General features: G+C 66.1%; 22 protein-coding genes. 10 read left to right on the forward strand and 12 right to left on the reverse strand.

Translation table 11 applies throughout. The annotated features are described in order from the left end of the window. Positions 1 to 13 precede the first annotated feature (13 nt). On the reverse strand, positions 14 to 526 hold the full coding sequence (locus BLM15_RS20930) for an A24 family peptidase (RefSeq protein WP_126114569.1): 513 nt from the start codon (positions 524 to 526) through the stop codon (positions 14 to 16). 164 nt (positions 527 to 690) lie between these two features. Beyond that, positions 691 to 858 carry a Flp family type IVb pilin gene (locus BLM15_RS20935; RefSeq protein WP_126114570.1) on the reverse strand — a complete coding sequence of 56 codons (168 nt, stop codon included), beginning with the start codon at positions 856 to 858 and terminating at the stop codon, positions 691 to 693. Positions 859 to 1271: 413 nt separating this feature from the next. On the opposite strand from BLM15_RS20935, the gene BLM15_RS20940 reads away from it, so the two are divergent. Beyond that, entirely contained in the window at positions 1272 to 1832 is a 561-nt protein-coding gene (locus BLM15_RS20940) for a pilus assembly protein N-terminal domain-containing protein (RefSeq protein WP_236846364.1), read from the forward strand. A gap of 19 nt (positions 1833 to 1851) precedes the next feature. On the opposite strand, the gene BLM15_RS20945 is transcribed toward BLM15_RS20940, so the two are convergent. The 6 genes from BLM15_RS20945 to BLM15_RS20970 form a co-directional block, all read right to left on the reverse strand. Next, positions 1852 to 3351 (reverse strand): phosphomannomutase/phosphoglucomutase, encoded by a 1500-nt coding sequence (locus BLM15_RS20945; RefSeq protein ID WP_126114571.1) that lies wholly within the window; start codon positions 3349 to 3351, stop codon positions 1852 to 1854. A gap of 176 nt (positions 3352 to 3527) precedes the next feature. Next, positions 3528 to 4046 carry a retropepsin-like aspartic protease family protein gene (locus BLM15_RS20950; protein ID WP_126114572.1) on the reverse strand — a complete coding sequence of 173 codons (519 nt, stop codon included), beginning with the start codon at positions 4044 to 4046 and terminating at the stop codon, positions 3528 to 3530. A gap of 155 nt (positions 4047 to 4201) precedes the next feature. After that, positions 4202 to 5110, reverse strand: coding sequence for a ribokinase (locus BLM15_RS20955; protein ID WP_126114573.1), 909 nt, complete (start codon positions 5108 to 5110; stop codon positions 4202 to 4204). Continuing rightward, a complete protein-coding gene (locus BLM15_RS20960) occupies positions 5107 to 6003 on the reverse strand; it encodes a 2-dehydro-3-deoxygalactonokinase (protein WP_126114574.1) in 897 nt (298 codons plus the stop codon). Before BLM15_RS20960 ends, BLM15_RS20955 begins: the two co-directional genes overlap by 4 nt. Positions 6004 to 6071: 68 nt before the next feature. Next, positions 6072 to 7931, reverse strand: coding sequence for a tetratricopeptide repeat protein (locus BLM15_RS20965; protein WP_236846782.1), 1860 nt, complete (start codon positions 7929 to 7931; stop codon positions 6072 to 6074). A 2-nt stretch (positions 7932 to 7933) separates the two neighbouring features. After that, on the reverse strand, positions 7934 to 9091 hold the full coding sequence (locus BLM15_RS20970) for an SEL1-like repeat protein (protein ID WP_164547600.1): 1158 nt from the start codon (positions 9089 to 9091) through the stop codon (positions 7934 to 7936). Positions 9092 to 9304: 213 nt separating this feature from the next. Between BLM15_RS20970 and BLM15_RS20975 the strand changes: the two genes are divergently transcribed. Beyond that, positions 9305 to 10189 (forward strand): aldose epimerase family protein, encoded by an 885-nt coding sequence (locus tag BLM15_RS20975; protein ID WP_126114577.1) that lies wholly within the window; start codon positions 9305 to 9307, stop codon positions 10187 to 10189. Here BLM15_RS20975 and BLM15_RS20980 read toward each other — a convergent pair whose 3' ends face one another. The 3 genes from BLM15_RS20980 to ubiE form a co-directional block, all read right to left on the reverse strand. After that, positions 10190 to 10828: a L,D-transpeptidase gene (locus BLM15_RS20980; RefSeq protein ID WP_126114578.1), complete on the reverse strand. Its 639-nt coding sequence runs from the start codon at positions 10826 to 10828 to the stop codon at positions 10190 to 10192. It abuts the gene before it with no gap. 182 nt (positions 10829 to 11010) lie between these two features. Further along, positions 11011 to 12570, reverse strand: a complete 1560-nt coding sequence (gene ubiB, locus BLM15_RS20985; protein WP_126114579.1) for a 2-polyprenylphenol 6-hydroxylase — start codon at positions 12568 to 12570, stop codon at positions 11011 to 11013. Positions 12571 to 12586: 16 nt separating this feature from the next. Beyond that, the gene (gene ubiE, locus BLM15_RS20990) at positions 12587 to 13348 is read right to left on the reverse strand and encodes a bifunctional demethylmenaquinone methyltransferase/2-methoxy-6-polyprenyl-1,4-benzoquinol methylase UbiE (RefSeq protein WP_236846365.1); all 762 of its coding nucleotides are present in this window, start codon (positions 13346 to 13348) and stop codon (positions 12587 to 12589) included. 95 nt (positions 13349 to 13443) lie between these two features. Here ubiE and mutM point away from each other — a divergent pair, with 95 nt between their 5' ends. Then, positions 13444 to 14334, forward strand: a complete 891-nt coding sequence (mutM, locus tag BLM15_RS20995; protein ID WP_126114581.1) for a bifunctional DNA-formamidopyrimidine glycosylase/DNA-(apurinic or apyrimidinic site) lyase — start codon at positions 13444 to 13446, stop codon at positions 14332 to 14334. Between the two features lie 9 nt (positions 14335 to 14343). After that, complete coding sequence (locus BLM15_RS21000; protein WP_126114582.1) at positions 14344 to 14925, forward strand: chloramphenicol phosphotransferase CPT family protein; 582 nt, start codon at positions 14344 to 14346, stop codon at positions 14923 to 14925. A gap of 11 nt (positions 14926 to 14936) precedes the next feature. Here BLM15_RS21000 and BLM15_RS21005 read toward each other — a convergent pair whose 3' ends face one another. Beyond that, complete coding sequence (locus BLM15_RS21005) at positions 14937 to 15410, reverse strand: SRPBCC family protein (protein ID WP_126114583.1); 474 nt, start codon at positions 15408 to 15410, stop codon at positions 14937 to 14939. A 180-nt stretch (positions 15411 to 15590) separates the two neighbouring features. On the opposite strand from BLM15_RS21005, the gene BLM15_RS21010 reads away from it, so the two are divergent. The 6 genes from BLM15_RS21010 (at position 15591) to dnaN (ending at position 21861) form a co-directional block, all read left to right on the forward strand. Then, positions 15591 to 16364: an enoyl-CoA hydratase gene (locus BLM15_RS21010; protein WP_126114584.1), complete on the forward strand. Its 774-nt coding sequence runs from the start codon at positions 15591 to 15593 to the stop codon at positions 16362 to 16364. Positions 16365 to 16480: 116 nt separating this feature from the next. After that, positions 16481 to 17479 carry a threo-3-hydroxy-L-aspartate ammonia-lyase gene (locus BLM15_RS21015; protein ID WP_126114585.1) on the forward strand — a complete coding sequence of 333 codons (999 nt, stop codon included), beginning with the start codon at positions 16481 to 16483 and terminating at the stop codon, positions 17477 to 17479. After that, positions 17476 to 17871 carry a RidA family protein gene (locus BLM15_RS21020; RefSeq protein WP_126114586.1) on the forward strand — a complete coding sequence of 132 codons (396 nt, stop codon included), beginning with the start codon at positions 17476 to 17478 and terminating at the stop codon, positions 17869 to 17871. Before BLM15_RS21015 ends, BLM15_RS21020 begins: the two co-directional genes overlap by 4 nt. A gap of 170 nt (positions 17872 to 18041) precedes the next feature. Continuing rightward, a complete protein-coding gene (gene rpsT, locus BLM15_RS21025) occupies positions 18042 to 18308 on the forward strand; it encodes a 30S ribosomal protein S20 (protein ID WP_126114587.1) in 267 nt (88 codons plus the stop codon). Between the two features lie 798 nt (positions 18309 to 19106). Then, a complete protein-coding gene (gene dnaA / locus BLM15_RS21030) occupies positions 19107 to 20609 on the forward strand; it encodes a chromosomal replication initiator protein DnaA (protein ID WP_126114588.1) in 1503 nt (500 codons plus the stop codon). A 133-nt stretch (positions 20610 to 20742) separates the two neighbouring features. Then, positions 20743 to 21861 (forward strand): DNA polymerase III subunit beta, encoded by a 1119-nt coding sequence (gene dnaN / locus BLM15_RS21035; RefSeq protein ID WP_126114589.1) that lies wholly within the window; start codon positions 20743 to 20745, stop codon positions 21859 to 21861. Positions 21862 to 21866: the final 5 nt, after the last annotated feature.

Consider the following 21866-nt stretch of genomic DNA (forward strand, 5'->3'; position numbering starts at 1 on the left):
CAGGATCGATATCTCAGGCACTAACTGCGGCGCGCCAGATCGCCGTTTCCGGCAGCACCACGAGCGCAGCGAAAGCCAGCGCTACGCCATAGGGCACACCCTCGTCCTTGTCGTGCAGACGCAGCGCCCAATCCCAATTCATCGCAGGCCGCGGCAGCGGCATTTTTCTCAGTTGGAGCAGCCCCAGAGTAAGTGCTCCGCCTGCGAACGAAGAAATCAGAATGTAGGGCAGCAACTGGTCGAAGCCGAACCAAAGCGCGGTCACCGCAGCGAGCTTGGCGTCACCGCCACCGATCCAGCCGGCCGCGAAAAAGCCGAAACAGACGGCGAGCACGAGCAAACCGGCGGCCACGTGCCAGCCAAGCTGGCTCCAGGTCAGCCCAACGCTCACCGCGCACACTGCGAAGCTGGCGGCCAGCACCAGGCAGAGTCGGTTGGAGATCGTCATCGACACGATATCGCTGGCCGCGGCATAGGCCATGGCGGCTGGGAAGACGACGAGAATCAGGAGCAGCGGTATCGTCATCACAGAGATTCCATGCGGAGTCGCGCGATCTTGCCGCAGTCGCCTCACCAAAGGCTTACCAACTCAAACGCAGATATGGATCAGGCGTCGAAGAAATGTGAAACGCCCTGGGTTAGGCTCCAGGGCGTTTCGTGCCGTCCAACGAGGGTCGACCGCTTTAGCGCTTACTGTCCGAGCGCCGTGGCGACCGTTTTGAACTTGGCGTTCAGGCCCGTGCCGATGCTGCCCCAGATGGTAATGCAGACGACGGCGATCAGGGCAGCGATCAGGCCGTACTCGATGGCGGTGGCGCCCGACTCGTCCTTGGCGAAACGCGCAAACAGGTTCTTCATGGTAGTCTCCTTTGCACCACGTTTGACTGCTGCCTTCGCTCTAAGTGGCTTCGGTCAGCGACAGGAGAGACACTACAGAGCCCCCCTTGCAGATCGGTTAAGGCGACCGAATAATTCGCCGAATTTTATAGGCCTTCACTTGATGGTTAATGAGCTTTTATCAGGAAACCGTAGTTAATGACTGGTATAAAACTTTTCTCATTGCCAATTTATCTGAAACAACTTCGCATGACTTCAAAATATTACGCTACGTTAGCATAAGCGACGCCGTCAGACATCTGTGCTTTTCACTGCACATCAACGACCTTCAATGACTGTCGAGCCAGCGGGCACCTCGCTCAAATCGCCATCTTAGGAATGCATTCATCATTTTCGGCTTACCTCACCCCGTTCGAAACCTTGGGGCGCGGACCATGTCCATTGCGATGCCGGGATCGCGGCTCTCCAAATCCTTCCTGGCGCTCGTCTGCGCCGGATTTGCGGGCGCTGCGGGCTTGAGCTTTTCAGCCGACCTCGCACGCGCGCAGGCCCGGCTCGTGCCGGCGCCAGTACCGGAAAACCAGGGCGACATCGGCAGGGAAGCGAAAATCGATGCCGTTACGGTGACGGTCGATCATGCCAAAGTGCTGCGGCTGCCCGAACGGGCCCAGACGGTGATTGTCGGCAACCCGGCGATCGCCGACGTCACGGTCCAGCCCAATGGCGTCATGGTCGTCACCGGCAAAAGCTACGGCGTGACCAACCTGATCGCTCTCGATGCCACCGGCGCCCTGTTGGCGGAATCCAGCGTGCGCGTCGGCGCGGCCAGCGACTCGATCCTGACCGTGCAGCGCGGCCTCGAGCGCGAGAGCTATTCCTGCACGCCCGATTGCCAGCCGAGCGCTCAGCTCGGCGACGCACAGCGTCACTTCAACGAAGCCGGCGGACAAGCGGCTGCCCGCAATGCCGCGGCGGGCGGGGGCCAGAAGAGGTAGCCCCGCCCGGAGGCGATCGTCAGATCGTCTGGTTGTAGGCGCCGACTTCCGGGTTCTCGCGCAGCACGCTGTCGATCGCCTTGAACATCTCGCGCATGCGCGCTTCCGAGACCGGGCTCTCGCAGACCACGACCAGTTCCGGCTTGTTCGAGGAGGCGCGGACCAGCCCCCAGGTGCCGTCCTCGTTGACGACGCGCACACCGTTGACGGTGATGACGTCGCGGATCGCCTGCCCGGCGATCTTGTCGCCCGCCGCCTTCATCGCCTCGATGCGCTTGGTCACCTTGTCACTGACGCCGTATTTGATCTCGTCGGCGCATTTGGCCGCCATGGTCGGCGTGCCCCAAGTCTTCGGCACCGCGGCATAGAGCTCGGCCATCGACTTATCCGGGTTGCGGTCGAGCATGTCGATCACGGCGATCGCGGTGACGACGCCGTCATCATAGCCGCGGCCGACCGGCGCGTTGAAGAAGAAATGGCCGGACTTCTCGAAGCCAGCGAGGGCGTTGAGATCACGGACCCGGCGCTTGATGTAGGAATGGCCGGTCTTCCAGTAGTCGGTCTTGACGCCGAGCTTCTGCAGTTCCGGATCGGTCGAGAACAGGCCGGTCGACTTGACGTCGACGACGAACTGCGCGCCCGGATTGAGCTTGCCGAGGTCGCGCGCCAGCATCACGCCGATCTTGTCGGCGAAGATCTCCTCGCCATGGTTGTCGACCACGCCGCAGCGGTCGCCGTCACCATCGAAGCCGAGCGCGACGTCGGCGCCGTGCTGCTTCACGGCATCGGCCATGGCGTGCAGCATCTTCATGTCTTCGGGGTTCGGGTTGTAGCGCGGGAAGGTGTGGTCGAGCTCGGCATCCATCGGGATGACCTCGCAGCCGAGCGCCTCCAGGATCTGCGGCGCGAAGGCGCCGGCGGTGCCGTTGCCGCAGGCGGCGATGACCTTGAGCTTGCGCTTGATCTTCGGACGGTTGGTCAGGTCGGCGATGTAGCGCGCCGGGAAGTCGGGCACGAATTGATAAGAGCCCCCGCCCGAGAGGTCGAAATCGCCCGCCAGCACGAGATCGCGCAACTGCCCCATCTCGTCCGGGCCGAAGGTGACCGGGCGCTGGGCGCCCATCTTGATGCCGGTCCAGCCATTGTCGTTGTGCGAGGCGGTGACCATGGCAACGCAGGGCACATCGAGCTCGAACTGGGCGAAATAGGCCATGGGCGACATGGCGAGGCCGATGTCGTGGACCTTGCAGCCGGCGGCCATCAGGCCGGTGACCAGCGCCATCTTGATCGAGGAGGAATAGCTGCGGAAGTCATGGGCGGTGACGATCTCGGGCTTGACGCCCATGCGCTTGATCAGCGTACCCAGGCCCATGCCGACAGCCTGCACGCCCATCAGGTTGAGCTCTTTCCCGAAGAACCAGCGCGCATCGTATTCGCGGAAGCCGGTCGGCTTCACCATCGGCAGCGATTCGTAGTCGAAGGTGTTCGGGAAGAGCTCGGGCAGGGGCTTCGGAAACATCGGGCCATCCATTTTCGAGGAGCGCCGGCCGTAAGGCCTGCGCGGAAACCATGCAGCGAGACGCGTGCGGAACGGACAGGCCACAGGCTACATGAATGCAGCCTGAGCATGACAGGGCGGGGACGCAAGGCCGGCATAGCCGATCGGCATGAGGTTGGGAACCGACGGCAGGCTGCTCAGCCGCGCAGGACCATGCGGCCGCCCTGGACCTCATAGCCACGCAGCCGGCGCAGGAAGGATGTGCCGAGCAGGCTGACCGACAGGGCGCCGGCGGGCAGCACGACGGCCTCGACATCGCGCACCGAGATGTCGCCGAGCCGCACCTCGCGCAGCATCGTCCTGGCGCCCCGCACCACACCGTTGGCGGTGCCGAGCCCGATTGTATACGCAGCGCGGTCCGGCCTGACCCCGAGCGCGCGGGCGTCGGCGTCGGTCAGCGCGATAAAGCTCGCGCCGGTGTCGACCATCATCTTCACACGATAGTTGTCGATCGACGGGTGGACGACATAGTGGCCGCGATAGTCGGCATGCACCGTCAGCACGCGTTCAGCGTTCGCCGGCGCGCGCTCGCTCGCACCGGCCTTGGCAGGAGCCGGCGCCTGCCGGGCCATCCGATCGAGAGTGCCGGCAGAGCCCAGCGCGAGCAGGCTGGCCAGCCCGCCAACGCCCAAGAACCAGACAATCGGCCGAGCCATGAACGGCTTCCCCTTCGCGTGTCCCTGTTGGCTACGCTGCAGGCGAAGATGCTGACCAAGCGTAAATCTGTGAGCAGAAACCGCCGCCGCAAGCGAGAATTCGCCTTGCGGCGCAAGGTCAGCCTTAACCGCCGGTCAATGAAGCAGCCGGTGTTCTACAGGACACTTTTGCCCGCCAGCGCCTCGATCGCCTCGCGGCGCGGCACGCTCGGCTGGGCGCCGGCGACAGTGCAGGCCAGCGAGCCGGCGGCGAGCCCGCGCTGCAGCGCACCCGAGAAGCCGAAGCCGGCTTGCAGCGCCGCAGCGAAGGCGCCGACGAAACTGTCGCCGGCCGCAACGGTGTCGACCGCCTCGACCACCGGCGCCTCGAGCCGGCGCCGGACGCCGCCATGCCAGCCGACCGCGCCGGCGCTCCCCAGCGTGACGATGCAGGCGATACTGCGCTCGCCATCGACGCGCTGGGCGATCGCATCGGGCTCGGTCTCGTCCCAGCCGAGCGAGCGGGCCAGGATCAGCGCCTCATGCTCGTTGACGATCAGGATGTCCGTCAGCGCCAGCAACTCCGGGGCTGGTTCCCCGGCCGGAGCAAGGTTGAGGATCACTTGGCCGCCGCCGGCGCGCATCGCGCGCGCGGCCCGCAAGCACTCGCTCTCCGGCACCTCGCGCTGGAGCAGCAGGAGATCGTCCTCGCCCGGCTTCAACTCCTCGGCGGCATCGGCCTTCGCCAGCGCATTGGCGCCGGCTGCAACAACGATCTGATTGGCGCCATCGGCATCGACGGCGATGAAGGCCGCGCCGGTCGGCGCGTCGGTGCGCGCGACGTGGGAAAGATCGACGCCATCCTCGTCCAGGAGACCGAGCGCGATCTCGGCGAAGCCGTCGCGGCCGACCGCGCCGACGAGCGTCACCTCGGCGCCGGCACGGCGGGCCGCCAACGCCTGGTTGGCGCCCTTGCCGCCGGGATGCAGGACATAGCCGGGGCCCATTACGGTTTCCCCCGCACCCGGCAAGCGCTCGACCAGCGTCACCAGATCGACATTGAGCGAGCCGAAGACGATGATCATGCGTGTAGCCCGGTGGCGAGGTGGGTCACGCCGGCGATAAAGGCGTCCTCGGGCGTGATCAGCGTATGGTCGAGGCCGGCAGCGGCGAGCGCCCGGCCATAGCTCCCAGCCAGCACGCCGTCGGCGACGAGATGGATATTGGCGAGGCCACCGAACAAAGCGCGGGCGCCTTCGATCTCCTGCGCCACCAGCAGGGCAGAGAGATAGGGGCCGACCGCACCGCCCTCCATGCGCCCGCCCAGGATCTCGCTGCGCGCATGGAAGGCGGCGTTGAGCAGGCCGCCGGGCCGCCGCGCCGCGGCAAGCCCGCGCCGCGCGCCCTCGGCTGCGTCATCGGCCACGGGCTCGCTCGCCAACCGCGACAGGATCGAATGCTCGCGCAGCAGGCCGTAGACCTCGCCGGTCATGAAGCTGGCGAAACGCGTGATGCGGCCGCCCTTGACCTCAGCCCATTTCGAATGGGTGCCGGGCAGGCAGGCGATGCCATCGGTCAGCCTGAGGCCGACGATCAGCGTCTCCTCACCGCGCATCACGTCGAAGGCGGCCTCGTCGCAGGACAGGCCGGGCAGGATGGTCGCTTGCGTGCCGTCGTCGAGCGTAACGGCCAAGCCGGCGGCGGCGATGTTCTCGGGCGCCGCCGGGCAGGCGACATAGGGCGCCTCGACCCAGCCATTGCGGCTGCCGACCATACCGGCCAGCAACACCGCCGCATCGGGGCGCGCCTGGCGGAATTCGCCGGCGATCTCGGCGAAGGCAGCCGGGAAGCCACCAGCCGGCACCGACTGGATGCCGCGATCGGCGCTGCGCTTGGCCAGCACCGCGCCATCCTCGTCGATCAGGAAGGCGCGAACGCGTGTCGTGCCCCAGTCGAGCGCGATCAGGGGTTTCGGCATGGCAGGCTCCGGCGCGACGCCACCCAGGACGGCGGCTCATCCTGTCCATAACGCGATATCGCTGGGCTTCAAGGTTCGATTCCGAGCCGCTTCAACGCATCGCGCGCCTCAGTGAGATCCGGAACGAGCTTCAGTGCCGCGCGGTAGTCGGCGATCGCCTCGTCGCGCTGGCCGAGCGCCTCGCGGATATGGCCGCGGGTATCGAGCGCATAGGCCGAACCCGGGCTCGCGAGCACCGCCCGCTCGGCATCCGGCAAGGCTTCGGCCGGCCGGCCGAGCTTGTAGAGCGCCCAGGCCTTGAGGTTATAGGCTTCGCTGCGCGTATTGCCCCTGGCGATCGCCTCGCCGATATCCGCCAGAGCCTTGTCGAACTGGTCGAGGCCCGCATGGAGATAGGCCCGCTGATAAAAGGCAGGCCCGGCATTCGGCTGGCCGATATCGATCGCCGCTGTGAGGTCGGCAAGGGCGCCCGGCTTGTCACCCTTTTGCGAGCGGGCGCCGGCGCGGTCGATCAGAAACGCGCCGGCATTGCCGGGATCGAGCTCCATCGTCCGGCCGAAATCGGCGATCGCCTTGTCGTAGTCGCGGGCACGCATATGCAGCTGGGCGCGTGTCCAATGATTGCGCGCATCGTTCGGCGAGAGCCGCAAGACGGCATCGTAGTCGGCGATCGCCGCCTCGAGCTTGCCCTGCCGTGCGAACAGATCGCCGCGGACGCGATGGGCCTCGACCAGCGCCGGATCGAGCGCAATCGCCTTGTCGAGATCGGCGAGCGCCTCAGGCTCCCGCTTGAGCTGGGCCAACAGGTTGCCGCGAACCACGAGAGCCCGGGCGAACTTCGGGTCGCTGACGAGCGCTGCCGCGAGGTCGGCGAGAACAGCCTCGTCATTGCCAAGCGGAGTGCGGGCTTCGGCCCGCGCCGTCAGCGTCGCCGGATCGTTCGGTTTCAGGCGCAGGGCGTCGTTGAAGTCGAGCACAGCACGCTCGCTATCGCCGCTCTGAAAATAGGCGGTGCCGCGATTATAGAAGGCGCCGGCATCGTTCGGGGTCAGGCGCAGAAGGTTGGTGTAGTCGGCGATCGCACGCTGCGGCTGCTTCAGCTTCATGTAGGTGGCCGCCCGCAGCTGATAGGCTTCGACCGAGCCCGTCGCGAGGCGCAAGGTCAGGTTGAACTCGGCGATGGCGCGGCCGAGCTCGCCCTGCAGAAACAGCACCTTGCCGCGCTTCACCCGGACCGAGGCGTCATTCGGCGCCAGCTTCACCGCCTCGTCGAAATCCTTGAGCGCGAGATCGAGCTTGTTCTGCTCGGCCAGAAGGACGCCGCGATTGTACCAGGCGTTGGCGAATTTCGAGTTGAGCGTGATCGCCTGCGAGAAATTCTCCGCGGCCTTGTCGAACTCCTTCTTGTGAAAGAAGGCAGCGCCACGATTGTCGAAAGCCTCGGTGAAGTCGCGTTTGAGCACGATCGCCTGCGAGAAATCGGCGATGGCGAGATCGAACTCACCACCGGCGGCGTAATCGACGCCGCGATTGAAGATGAGCAGCGCGTTCTTCGGATCCCGAGCGATAGCAGCGCTGTAGTCGATGATCGCCTTCGTCCTCTCCCCCTTGTCGGAGAAGGAGACAGCCCGGTTGGCGAGGTAGCGCACCTCTCCCGGCGCCAGCGCGATCGCCGCATTCAGCTCCTGGATGGCCCGGTCGGATTCGCCGCGCTCGCGGAAGACGTCGGCGAGGCGACTATGGGCTCGCGCCCGGACAGCCGGCGGCTCACGGTCGCCGCGGGCAATGACCGCCTGGCAGCGGGCCAGAAGCTCGTCGGCCTTGTTGGTGCCGAAGCAGGCGCGCGCCTCGCGGCTGGTCTGGGCCAAGGCACTCGTTGCAGAGGTGAGTAGCAATGCCATGGCGAGCGCGGCCCAGCCTCGAAGCACTCTCAACCGTTCTCGCATCCCAACTCCCTGTCAGATGGTCCGACCTTGCCGGAGGCCGGCTGCGGACGCCAGCGACCGACTGCGGCATTGCCGCGCCCGATCTGAGCGGCATCGAGCCTGGGCAGCAGCTTGGCTAGATCCGCCTTGGCGTCGGTTCCGTTCTGGCGCGCGGCCAGTGTCAGCCAGACGAAGGCGGCGACCGGATCGGCCCCGACGCCCTTGCCTTCGACATAAGCGCGGCCGAGATTGGTCTGGCCGTCGGCATCGCCACGCTCGGCAGCGAGCCGATAAAGGCGCGCGGCTTCGGAAGGATCCCGGGCGACGCCCGCACCGCTGGCATACATCGTGCCGAGTGCGCTCAAGGACCGGGCAAAGCCCTGGTCGGCGGCCTTGCGGAACCAGCGCAGCGCCTCGGCATTGTCGCGCGGGACGCCTTCGCCGCGTGCGTAACGAACCCCGAGGTTGTGTTGCGCCGGCACGTCGCCCGCCTCCGCGGCCTGGCGATAGAGCGCTACGGCGACGGGCAGGTCCATCGGCACGCCGTAGCCATACTGATAGGCCTTGGCCAGGTCAGTCTTGGCCGAGACGCAACCGGCGGCCTCGGCCTTACGCATCCAACTTAGCGCCGCAGTGTAGTCCCGTTCCGTGCCGCGCCCTTTCGAATAGAGGGTCACCAGGGCACGCATCGCGCCGATATGGCCTTGCTGTGCTGCCTGCGTGAAACGGGTGAAGGCGAGCGGGTCTGCCTCGGCATTGCCGCGCCGGTACAGAAGCAGGCCGAGATTGTGCTGGGCCACCATGTTGCCGCCCGCGGCGGCACGCTCGAACAGCGCCTGCGCTCTGGCTTCGTCGCGCAGCACGCCGTCTCCCATCAGATAGGCAGCCGCCAGATTGTTGATCGAGGGCGGATGACCCTGCTCGGCCGCCTGCCGATAGAGACCGAGCGCACGCCGCGGGTCCTTTCGGACGCCCTGACCATGCTGGTAGCGCTTGCCGAGCTCGAACTGCGCCGGCGCATCGCCTCGGCCGGCCTGTTTCTGCAGGGTCGGCAGATCGAGTTGCTCCGGCGCCGGCCGGGCAGCCGGCGTCTCGGCCATCGCGCCCGCACAGAACAGCCAGCCGAAGACGGTTACAGGAAGCAGAACGGTTTCGCGTCGCACGGTCACATCCAGAACGGCCTTCGCTGACCCCGATAGTCTTGGCGGCATCAGCGATCTAATCCAACTGGCCGCTCATCGAACTGGATCGTATCGCCTCGCTACCGATGAGACCGGACCTGCCTGCAATCGGATGCCGAAGAAAATCGTCTCGCGCTGCACGCGGTTCTGCGCCATCTAGCCTTGCCGCAGCCAGACGGCCTGAAGGACATCGCAATGCTGATTCTCTCGGCGAGCCATTACTCCGCTCATATCGCTCCGCAGGCCGGCGGCATGATCGCGGCGCTCGAATGGCAGGGATCAGACGGGACGACGCGGCCGCTGCTGCACGCGCCAGCCGGGCTGACGCCGCAAACCGAAACGCCTAACAAGTTCGGCGCATGGGCGATGCTGCCCTTCGCCAACCGCGCTTTCGACAGCATGATCGACGACGGCCATACCCGGTTCACCGTGCCATCAAACAATCCTGCCGGCACGATCCATGGCTTCGGTTGGCAGTCCGCCTGGCAGGTCGAGCAACAGGGCACCGGCCATACCGTGCTGGTGCACCGGCGTAGTGCCGGCCCCGATCCCTATCGCTACCTGGCAAAACAGGAAATCCGGCTGGGTGAGAGCGGTATGACCGTCGCGCTCTCGCTGACCAATGAGGCCGATCAAGCCCTCCCCTTCGGCATGGGCTTGCATCCCTGGTTTCCCTGCGCCGCCGACACCCGTCTTGGTATGACCGCGACCGGCGCGCTGATCTTCGGCGACCAGTTCCGCGCCACCGGCACGCAAGCCTTCGCCGATGGCGGGCCCTATGCCGGGAACCCGGTCTTCGCCACTGATGCGGAAAGCGCCTGGAGCCTTTTGGGCTGGGACGGCACGGCCCGGATCGAGACACCCTCGACCGGCCTCGCGATCACGCTGAGCGCGAGCGAGAGCCTGCGCTGCCCAGTGGTCTGGGCGCCGGCTGGCGTCGATTTCCTCTGCGTCGAGCCGCAGAGCCATGCCGCCGGTGCCCCGAGCGAACGGATCGTGCGCGAGGTCTCGCCGCTCGCCCGGCTTCAGCCGGGCGAGACCCTGGCAGGTTGGGTGCGGATCGCCGCTGAGGCGATCTAGCTAGCGCCAGCCCGTCCCCGAGAGTGGCTGAAAGCCGATCGCACCGGCAGGGATAGCCGGCCTGAGCAGCATCTGCTCGCGGGCCTCGCCCCAGGCCGGACCCTGGCGCTGCTGCTTGGCCGTGAGCACGGCCTTCTGCGTCTTGATCTTGGCCTTGGCGATGGTGTGCTTCGTGCCCGAGGACGCCTTGGCGAAGCGCGAGAGATTGTCCGACGCAGCGCCGTTCAGGGCGATGCGGGTGCTGCCGGCGCCGTGCTTCTTGACCAGCGCGAAGAGCTTGGCGGCGTTGGCCGGATGCAGGCGGATGCAGCCATGCGAGGCCGGGCGGCCGAGTGCACCGACGGCGGTGGTACCGTGGATGGCATAGCCGCCGCGGAAGAACACCGAATAGGGCATCGCCCCGCCATATTTGCGCGAATACCAGCTGCGCTCGAGTCGCGTCGGGCGATAGACGCCGTTGGGCGAGCGGAAACCCTTGCGGCCAGACGAGATCGCCCAATTGTAGACCTCGCCATCGCTTGTGGCGACGCTCATGCGCTGGGCGACGATGTCGACGCGGACGTCGAGCTTGGCCTCAGCCGAAGCGAGGCCGGCGAATGACGCGCATAGAAAGGCCAGAATGCCGAGAAGGCGATACATGACGCGACTCCTGAACGACGCAACCTGAGGAAAGCGGCTCTTTGGTTGCTGTCGCTCGGGCGCGTGCGCCATGCGAAGTCAGCCCCGGCCTTGCCCTAAAGGAATCCCGAGGGGTCGGCGCTTGTAAAGTTGAAACCGCTAAAATGGTTTCCAATCGCGCCCGAGCAGGTGTCTCTCGACCGCTAGTCGAAGAACACGATCCAGGCGAGTAGCGCTGCGATCAGCCAGAGCGCCCAGTTGCCCCAGCGATTGCGCGCGGCTTCCGCCCGGCCGATCGCCTGCACGCTGGCCTCGTCGAGCGAGAAGCCATGACGCGAGGAATCCTCGAGCTGTCCCAGGACGCGCTCAGCCCGGCCGACCGTTTCGGGCAGGTTGGCGAGGCTGCCGACGAGGGTGCGAACGCTGCGGCCGGCATCCTCGAGCTTGCCGATCGGCCCGAGATTGCGGGTCAGCCAATCGCGCACGACCGGCTCGGCCGTGGTCCACATGTCGAGATGCGGATCGAGCGTGCGGGCGACGCCTTCGACGACCACCATGGTCTTCTGCAGCATGACGAGCTCGGTGCGCGTCGCCATGTCGAACAGGCCGGTGATCTCGAACAGGAGCGTCAGCACCTTCGCCATCGAGATCTCATCGGCGCGCTTGTCGTGGATCGGCTCGCCGACGGCGCGGATCGCCTGGGCGAAATCGTCGACCGAATGATGGGCCGGGACATAGCCCGCCTCGAAATGTACCTCGGCGACGCGCCGGTAATCGCGGGTGATGAAGCCGAACAGGATTTCGGCGAGGAAGCGCCGCTCCTTGTGGCCGAGCCGGCCCATGATGCCGCCATCGACCGCAACCAGCCGGCCTTCAGCATCGACGAACAGGTTTCCGGGGTGCATGTCGGCATGGAAGAAGCCGTCGCGGATGGCGTGCTTCAGGAAGGACTGGATGACGTTGCGGCCGAGCGCCGGCAGATCATGGCCGGCGGCGCGGAGCGCCTCGACATCGGATAGGCGGATGCCGTCGATCCATTCGTCGACCAGCATCTCGCGCGCGGTCAGTTGCCAGTCCGGCGCCGGCACGCGGAAATCGGCATCCTCCTTGGTATTCTCCGTGAACTCCGAGAGCGCCGCCGCCTCCAGCCGCAGATCCATCTCCATGGTGACCGAGCGTGCCAGCGTCTCGACGATGGCGACGAAACGCAGGCGGCGCGCCTCGGGCGAACGCGCTTCCGCCAGTTGCGCCCCGAAGCGCATGGAAGCGAGGTCGCGATGAAAACGGTCGCGGATACCGGGCCGGAGAATCTTGACCGCGACCTCGGAGCCGTCCTTGAGGCGCGCGCGGTGAACCTGAGCGATCGAGGCGGCCGCCACCGGTTCGCTGAAGTCGACGAAGATCGCCTCGACCGGCTCGCCATGGGCGGCTTCGATCGCGGCGCGCGCCTGCGCCATCGGGAAGGGCGCCATCCGATCCTGCAGCGCCGAGAGGTCCTCGGCGATCTTCATGCCGACGACATCGGGCCGGGTCGCCAGGAACTGGCCGAATTTGACATAGGACGGGCCGAGCCGCGTCAGCGCAGCGGCAAGACGCGTCGCGGATGAGCCGGCGCCGCGCCGCTCGATCAGGCGGCCAAGCGCGATCAGGCCACGCGCCGCCGGCGGCAGCACCGAAGGATCGACGAGCGCCAGGGCGCCCTCGCGCGCCAGCACGAAACCGACCCGCGCCGAGCGGGCGAGATGGGCGAGCGCGGAGATCATGCGGCGGCAGCGCCCGTCACAGCTTCCAGCCGGAATGCAGCGCCACGACGCCACCGGTCATCGGCGTGAAGCTGGCGCGGTGGAAGCCAGCGTCCGCAATCATGTTGGCGAAGACCTGCGGGCGCGGGAATTTACGGATCGACTCGACCAGATACTGGTAGGGCTCGGCCTCGCCGGTCACCATCCTGCCCATCGGTGGGATGACGTTGAAGGAATAGGCCTCGTAGACCTTGTCGAGCAGCGGCACGTCGACATGGCTGAATTCGAGGCAGAGGAAACGGCCGCCGCGCTTCAGCACGCGATAGGCCTCCGCCAACGCCTTCTCGATGCGCGGCACGTTCCTGATGCCGAAGGCGATCGTATAGGTGTCGAAGGACGCGTCCGGCAGCGCCAGCTCCTCGGCATTACCTTGGACGAAGCGGATGCGCTCATCGTCGGGAAAACGCTTCTGCGCCCGCTCGCGCCCAACGGCGAGCATCTCGGCATTGATGTCGAGCACGGTGACCTCGGTCTGCGGCCCGCCCTCCTCCAGCACCTTGAAGGCGACATCGCCGGTGCCGCCGGCCACGTCGAGATGGTGGAAGGCCCGGTCGCGCGGCGGTTTCAGCGCGGTCAGCAGCGCCTCCTTCCAGGCGCGATGCAGCCCGGCCGACATCAGGTCGTTCATCAGGTCGTAGCGGCCCGCGACCTTGTGGAAGACGTCGTCGACCTTGGCCTGCTTCTCGCCGAGCGGCACGTTCTCGAAGCCGAAATGAGTGGTGTCGGAGGCTGCTGTCACGGTTGGGCCGCTCTTGTGTTCGGGTGAGGCGATGAATAGCGAAAGGCTGGGCCGTTGTCGCGGGCCCTCTCGACGCATGCTGAAGAGCCGATGCCATGCCTGAACTTCCCGAGGTCGAAACCGTCAGGCGCGGGCTGGAGCCCGCCATGCTCGGCGAGCGCTTCGCCAAGATCGAGCAGAACCGGCCCGATCTGCGCTTCCCCCTGCCCGAGCGCTTCGTCGAGCGCCTGACCGGGCGGCGCATCGAAGCCCTGTCGCGGCGGGCGAAATACCTGATTGCCGATCTCGACGACGGGCAGGCGCTCGTGATGCATCTCGGCATGAGCGGGCGCTTCATCGTCGAAGCACCGGGAACGCCACCGACCGAGCCCGGCGCCTATTACAACGAGATCGGCCGGCATCTCGTCCACGACCATGTCGTCTTCCATCTCGGCTCTGGCGCGCGGGTCACCTATAACGACGTCCGCCGCTTCGGCTTCATGGATCTCGTCCCGCGCGCCGGGCTGGAAACGTCGAAACACTTCGCCGGGATGGGCATCGAGCCGCTCGGCAACGAATTGTCGGGCGAACTGCTGGCCAAACTGTTCTCCGGGAAGATCGCGCCGCTGAAGGCCGCGCTGCTCGACCAGCGCCTGATCGCGGGACTCGGCAATATCTATGTCTGCGAGGCGCTGTTCCGCGCCGGCCTGCATCCGGAGGCCGAGGCCGGCTCGCTGGCGACCCCGACCGGCAAGCCGCGCGACAAGGCCCATCTCCTGGCGCAGATCATCCGCGACGTCCTGGAGGAGGCGATCGCCGCCGGCGGCTCGACCTTGCGCGACTTCGCCCATGCCGACGGCTCGCTCGGCTATTTCCAGCATCGCTTCAAGGTCTATGACCGCGAGGGCGACCCTTGCGTCACGCCGGGCTGCGGGCATGTGGTCAAGCGGCTGGTGCAGTCGGGTCGCTCGACCTTCTATTGCGAGAGCTGCCAGAAGCGGGCTTGAGGACACGACATGCCCGACGCCGTTCGCCCGCCCGGCAAGATCATCCTGCTCAACGGCGCCTCGAGTAGCGGCAAGTCCTCGCTGGCACGGGCCGTCCAGGCCCAGATCGAGGAACCGTTCTGGCATATCTCGATCGACCATTTGCGCGATGCGGGTGTTTTGCCGACCGCGCGCATCCGCAGCGGCGAGTTCCAGTGGGCCGCGATGCGCGACGCCTTCTTCGAGGGCTTCGAACAGTCGCTGCTGGCCTATATCCGTTGCGGCAACAACCTGATCGTCGAGCACATCATGGAGAGCCGCGCTTGGCTGCTGCGGCTGGTATGCCTGCTCGCAAACGAAGACGTCTTCTTTGTCGGCCTGCATTGCGACCTCGCCGAGCTGGAGCGCCGCGAGATCGCGCGCGGCGACCGGAAGGTCGGCGATGCCCGCCGCGACTATCACCAGATCCATAGCTACTGCCTTTATGACGCCGAGCTGGATTCGGCAGTTCAGCCCGAGGTCAATGCGGACAGGCTGATCTCCGCCTGGCGTGCGCGCACAACGCCATCGGCATTCCGTCGTCTTCTTGCCGAGGCCGGACCGGCAAACTGAAGGCTGGCGGATCAGGCCGTCTCGATAAAGCGGGCGAGGTTCTCCAGCGTCGAACGCAAGCCGGCATCGTGATCCGCCTTGCCGATGCGGATCGGCACATTCTCGCACAGGATCGTCACCTCGGTCCCGTCACGGACCTCCTTGAAGCGCCAGCTCATCGTCATCGTGCCGGCGAAAGCCGGATCATCTGAGACGAAGCCAACCTCCCAGACGATGCGCTCGCGCGGTTCGAGCGCGACGAAGCGACCCTCAACGATATCGCTGTCGGCACTGGCCTTGCCAGGCGCACCGGCCGGATCGTCATAGGTCAGGACCATGCGGTAGCTGCCGCCAGGATGCGGCTCGAAACGCTCGATCCGGGCCCGCATCCCCTGCGGCGGCAGCCATCGGCTCAGAGTGGCGGGATCGACGAAGGCGTTGTAGATCGCGCCCGGCGAAGCCTTGATGAGCCGCGAGGCCGTGTCGGTTCTCGTCTCGGCTGGCATTGCAGGCTCCCTGGACGGCTACGCGAAGGCTAACGGAATAAAACGCCCGAACCGGGCAGCAGGTTTCCTCGCGCTTGGTCCGCGCACGCGCAGCCCCATCCCGGCTTGCACCGGCGCGCATGGACTTGCCGCACCACCACCCGCTAAAGCTGCGGCGACAGGATCATCCGGGAGGCCGCCATGGCTTATGAGACCATTCTCGTCGAGGTGAAGGGCAAGGTCGGCATCATCACGCTGAACCGGCCACAGGCCTTGAATGCGCTGAACGTCCAGCTGATCGCCGACATCAATGCGGCGCTCGATGGTTTCGAGCGCGATGACGAGATCGGCTGCGTCGTCATGACCGGCTCGGAGAAGGCCTTCGCCGCCGGCGCCGACATCAAGCAGATGCAGGAGCGCAGCTATCCCGGCACCTATCTCGACGACAAGTTCGCCGACTGGGACCGGATCGGCCAGCGCCGCAAGCCGATCATCGCCGCGGTCGCGGGCTTTGCGCTCGGCGGCGGCTGCGAGCTCGCCATGATGGCCGATTTCATCATCGCCGCCGACAACGCCAAGTTCGGCCAGCCCGAAATCAATCTCGCTGTCATCCCCGGCGCCGGCGGTACCCAGCGCCTGACCCATGCGATCGGCAAGGCCAAGGCGATGGATCTTTGCCTCACCGGCCGGCTGATGGATGCGACCGAAGCCGAGCGCGCCGGGCTCGTCGCCCGCATCGTTCCGCTCGCCGATCTGATGACCGAGACGCTCAAGGCGGCCGACCAGATTGCTTCAAAGTCGCTGCCCTCGCTGCTTTCAGCCAAGGAATCGGTCAACCGGGCCTTCGAAACGACATTGGCCGAGGGGCTGCGCTTCGAGCGCCGCGTCTTCTCGGCGCTGTTCGGCACGCACGACCAGAAGGAAGGGATGGCCGCCTTCATCGAGAAGCGAAAGCCCGAGTTCAAGAACCGCTGAGACGGGAGACCCCGGCCGATCAGCGCCGTGCATGGCCGGGGTCACGTTCTTTCACTTGAATGGCCGGCTCCGCTGCTGACACCATGCATGCTGATCGCAAGCACGCAGGAATTGCCATGACCGCCGTAGCCCGCTCCCTCACCGACGGCATCGCACTGCCGACCTACGCCGATGTCGAGGCGGCGGCGAAACGCATCACCGGCGTCGCCCATCGCACGCCGGCGCTAACCTCGCGCACGGCCAATGAGCGAACCGGCGCCAATCTCGTCTTCAAGGCCGAGAATCTGCAGCGCATGGGCGCCTTCAAGTTCCGCGGCGGCTACAATGCGATCGCGGCGCTGACGCCGGAGCAGCGCAAGGCCGGCGTGCTGACCTATTCCTCCGGCAATCATGCCCAGGCGATCGCCTATGCCAGCAAATTGCTCGGCGCGCCGGCGACGATCATCATGCCGCTGGATGCACCCGCGGCGAAGGTCGCGGCGACCAAGGGCTATGGCGCCGAGGTCGTGACCTATGACCGCTATACCCAGGACCGGCTCGCGCTCGGCGACCGGCTGGCGGCCGAGCGCGGGCTGACGCTGATTCCGCCCTATGATCATCCCGAGGTCATCGCCGGCCAGGGGACGGCGACCAAGGAATTGATCGAGGAGGCCGGCGAGCTCGACGTCTTGCTGGTCTGCCTTGGCGGCGGCGGGCTCCTTTCCGGTGCACTGCTGGCGGCCAGGGCGCTCAACCCCGGCTGCAAGGTCTATGGCGTCGAGCCGGAGGCCGGCAATGACGGCCAGCAGTCGCTGCGCAAGGGCGAGATCGTCAAGATCGACGTGCCCAAGACCATCGCTGACGGCGCCCAGACGCCCTTCCTCGGCAACTACACCTTCCCGATCATCCGCGATCTCGTCGAGGACATCGTCACCGTGCCGGATGCAGCGCTTGTCGCGGCGATGCGCTTCTTCGCCGAACGGATGAAGCTCGTGGTCGAGCCGACCGGTTGCCTCGCCGCGGCCGCAGCGTTCACCGGGGCGGTGCCGGTCGAAGGCAAGCGCGTCGGCGTCATCCTGAGTGGCGGCAATGTCGACCTCGCCAGCTTCGCCCGTTTCGTCGGTGAGGGCGCGTGAGCGAGATCGAGACGATCCTGTCGCCTGATGTGCCGGCGCCGGCCGGGCATTATTCGCAGGCGGTGGCCTACAAGGACCTCGTCTTCGTCTCCGGCCAGCTCGCGCCGCGTCCCGATGGCAGCCACACCGTCGGCGAGCCCTTCGCGACGCAGGCGCGCCAGGCGCTCGACAATCTCCTCGCCGTGCTCGCCGCCGCCGGCTGCGGCCCGGCCGATGTGCTGAAGGTCACCGCCTATCTGGTCGGCGCCGCGCATTGGCCTGACTTCAACGCTGTCTATGCCGAGGTTTTCGGCTCGCATAAGCCGGCACGCGCCGTCGTTCCGGTGCCGGAGCTGCACCATGGCTATCTCATCGAGATCGAGGCCGTGGCGGTCCGCCGCAAGGCGGTTTGAAACCGCCAGCGATTCCACCGTTGACGCCAAGCGCGGCAGGAACTATAGGGTCGGGCCTCGCGGCGGTCTTGCTCCGGCAGGACCGTCGCTCGCATTTTCAATCGAAGGTTCGTGGTCGTGCCAGCCGGCGGATAGCCAGGCGCTCACCGCGATGAGGACGAGGACAGACCATGGCCAACACGACTTCGGCCAAGAAGGCCGCGCGCAAGATCGTGCGGCGCACCGAAGTGAACAAGGCGCGCCGCAGCCGCGTGCGCACCTTCCTGCGCAAGGTCGAGGAGGCGATCGCTTCCGGTGACAAGACTGCTGCCGCAGCCGCGCTGAAGGCCGCTCAGCCGGAGATCATGCGGGCCGCGCAGAAGGGCGTGGTTCACAAGAACACCGCTTCGCGCAAGGTTTCGCGTCTGGCTCATCGCGTGAGCGCGCTGGCTTCCTGATCACCGTTCCGTAGAACGGCTTTCAGCTGATTTCGACCCGGCCGCGAGGCCGGGTTTTTTGTTTGCCGGATCGCTGGCGGAAGGCGTCCCCGATGCTGCGGCGCAACACCAGCTGTCAACGCAGATTCCGCAATCTTTCCACTGCTTTACCAGCTTGACTTCGATGTAGTTTTAGAGGTCGCAAACCACCCCGTTTCGAGCTTTTGACCGCACAAAATTCCTCCATATTTTTCATGACCTTAGTGGGCAAAGCAATTCGCCTTGAGGAATCACCCTCCCCCGGAAGGGGTAGACCACCCCCTTCAAAAAAAAAGATTCGGAGCCGGCGCGAGACCTCGCCGGTAAAGAAAAGCTTAACTTCCCCAACTGATTGCGAGGCACTTACCGGTAGGTCAGAGAGGGGGTCATTGCCCCCTGATCCGCGAAGCCGGCTGAGGGGGATATTGCTCCCGTTCGAGACGGCCCTGTAAGGTCTTTTTCATCGCCGGGCGGACAGAGATGTACGGCCGGCTCTCCTAAGAATTGTTGATGGTTTTGGCTTACAACCAGGCGGGGTTGGAAGAATGAGCTTTTATGTCTCAAAGATTTAAATTCCTTGAAATGAAGCGCAGCCGCAACTGAACTTTCAGAGCGCGCGGCACTACCCGAAAAAGCGTTGGGATGACCTCGCTTCGCGGCGTTTTTCGCCGACGAGGAGAGCGATGCTTTTTCTAAAACCGAAAATATTGCACAACCAACCCCAGAACGGGGTGGTCAAGTGCGTGGCACTGAAACGGGGCAATTGGAATGTTCGAGCGGATGGAGACTGGCAACTTGACCGACGCAACCACCACCACGGTGCTGACGGGACTTGTCCTGAGCGAACCGACGGGTGCTGCCGGGATCAAGGATCGCTGGGACAGGGTCCGCCGGCGTCTGCGCGCCGAGCTCGGCGAAGACGTCTTCTCCAGCTGGTTCGCCCGCGTCGAGATCGGTGCGATCGTCGAAGGCGTCGCCCATCTCACCGTCCCGACCCGCTTTCTGAAGAGCTGGCTCGAAGCACACTATGCAGAGCGCCTGCGGGCGCATTGCATGGCGGAGCTCGATGCCCTCCATGGGATCGCCCTCTCGGTGCGCCAGGTGGCGCGGGATAGCTCCGAGCCCTGCCGTGACACCTCGGCACAGCGAGCACGCCTGGCTCAGCCCCGTGCCACTGCTCCCGTCGCAGAGACTGCTCCCGCCTCTGCGACCCATCAGTCCGGCGAGCGCGATGCCATGGACGCCAATGGCACGCTGCTCGACCGGCGCATGACCTTCCAGAGCTTCGTCGTCGGCAAGTCGAATGCGCTCGCCTTCGCCGCGGCCGAGCGGATCTCGGCCGCGCCGGCCGGCTCGACGCCCTATAACCCGCTCTACCTCCATGCCGGTGTCGGCCTCGGCAAGACGCACCTGATCCAGGCCATCGCCCAGGATGCACGTCAGCACGGCAAGCGTGTCGCCTATTTCACCGCCGACCGCTTCATGTACGGCTTCGTCGCGGCGCTGAAGTCGCAGACGGCGCTCGCCTTCAAGGAGAAGCTGCGCGGCATCGACCTCTTGATCGTCGATGACGTTCAGTTCATCCAGGGCCGCTCGATCCAGCAGGAGTTCGGCCACACGATCAACGCGCTGATCGACGCCGGCAAGCAGATCGTCGTCGCCGCCGACCGGCTGCCTACAGATCTGGAGGCGCTCGACGAGCGCATCCGCTCGCGGCTCGCCGGCGGCCTCGTCGTCGAGATCGGCGAACTCGACGAGGCGCTGCGCGTCAAGATCCTGACGACCAGGCTCGACGGGCTGAAAGCTGCCCATCCGAGCTTCCACGTCAACCCGGATGTGATTGCCTACGTCGCCCGGGCGGTCGCCACCAATGGCCGCGACCTCGACGGCGCCGCCAACCGTATCCTGGCGCATGCGACGCTGACCGGGGCGACGGTGACAATGGAGACCGCCGAGGCGGCGATCCGCGATCTGGTGCGGACGCGTGAGCCGCGCCGCGTCAAGATCGAGGACATCCAGAAGCTGGTCGCGACCCGCTACAATGTCAGCCGCGCCGATATCCTGTCGGAGCGCCGCACCGCAGCAGTAGTCAAGCCGCGCCAGATCGCGATGTACCTCGCCAAGGCGCTGACGCCGCGTTCCTTGCCGGAGATCGGCCGGCGCTTTGGCGGGCGCGATCACACCACCGTGCTGCATGCCGTGCGCAAGATCGAGAAGGCGATCGTCGAGGACCGGCTGCTGCATGACGAGGTCGACCTGCTGAAGCGCATGCTGCAGGAGTGAGCCCACCTCTCGTGTTAGCTGTGATTGCGGGCATTCCTGCCCTTGCGCGGGAACCGGCCCTCCGGCAATGTCGCGGGCCATTCTCTCGCCCGCGCGCCTTGCCGCGCGGGCGCCAGCACGCCAGAAGACGCCCATGAAGGTTACGGTCGAACGCTCCACGCTCCTGAAGTCGCTCGGGCATGTCCATCGTGTGGTCGAGCGGCGCAACACGATCCCGATCCTGTCCAACCTCTTGCTGCGCGGCAGCGAGGACGGGCTGAAGCTGAAAGCCACCGATCTCGACATCGAGGTCGTCGAGACCGTGCCGGCCGACGTGATCGAGCCCGGCGCGACCACGGTGCCGGCGCACACGCTTTACGACATCGTGCGCAAGCTGCCGGACGGCTCCCAGGTCTCGCTTGAGACCACCGGCGAGACCGGCCAGATGCTGCTGCGCTCGGGCCGTTCGCGCTTCACTCTGCAAACCTTGCCGGAGAGCGACTTCCCGGACATCACCGCCGGCGAGATGGCGCATCGCTTCGTGCTGCCGGCCGGCGAGTTCAAGCGCCTGATCGACAAGACCCAGTTCGCGATCTCGACTGAGGAGACGCGCTACTATCTCAACGGCATCTATCTGCACGCCATCGATGTCGATGGGCGCCCGGTGCTGCGCGCGGTCGCGACCGATGGCCATCGCCTCGCCCGCGTCGACACGGCTGCCCCGCAGGGCTCGCTCGGCATGCCCGGGGTGATCGTGCCGCGCAAGGCGGTGTCCGAGATCCAGAAGCTGCTGGAAGATGGCGAGAGTGAAGTCCAGATCGAGCTCTCGGCCACGAAGATCCGGGTCGCCACGGCGGAGGTCGTGCTGACCTCGAAGCTGATCGACGGCACCTTCCCCGACTATCAGCGCGTCATTCCGTCCGGAAACGACAAGCTGCTGACCGTCGACCGGGGCGATTTCGCCGCGTCCGTCGACCGCGTCTCGACGATTTCGTCCGAGCGTGGCCGCGCCGTAAAGCTCTCCATGGCCGATGGCCGCATGACGCTCTCGGTGACCAATCCCGATTCCGGCTCGGCGACCGAGGAGATCGAGGTCGACTACGATGCCGGCCCGCTCGATATCGGCTTCAACGCGCGCTACCTGATGGACATCGCCGCCCAGCTCGACGGTGACACCGCCCTGCTCAAGCTCGCCGATCCGGGCTCGCCGACGGTGATCCAGGACCGCGAAGGCGCTTCGGCCCTTTATGTGCTGATGCCGATGCGGGTCTGATCCCG

The sequence above is a fragment of the Bosea sp. Tri-49 genome (assembly GCF_003952665.1).
Lineage (GTDB): Bacteria > Pseudomonadota > Alphaproteobacteria > Rhizobiales > Beijerinckiaceae > Allobosea.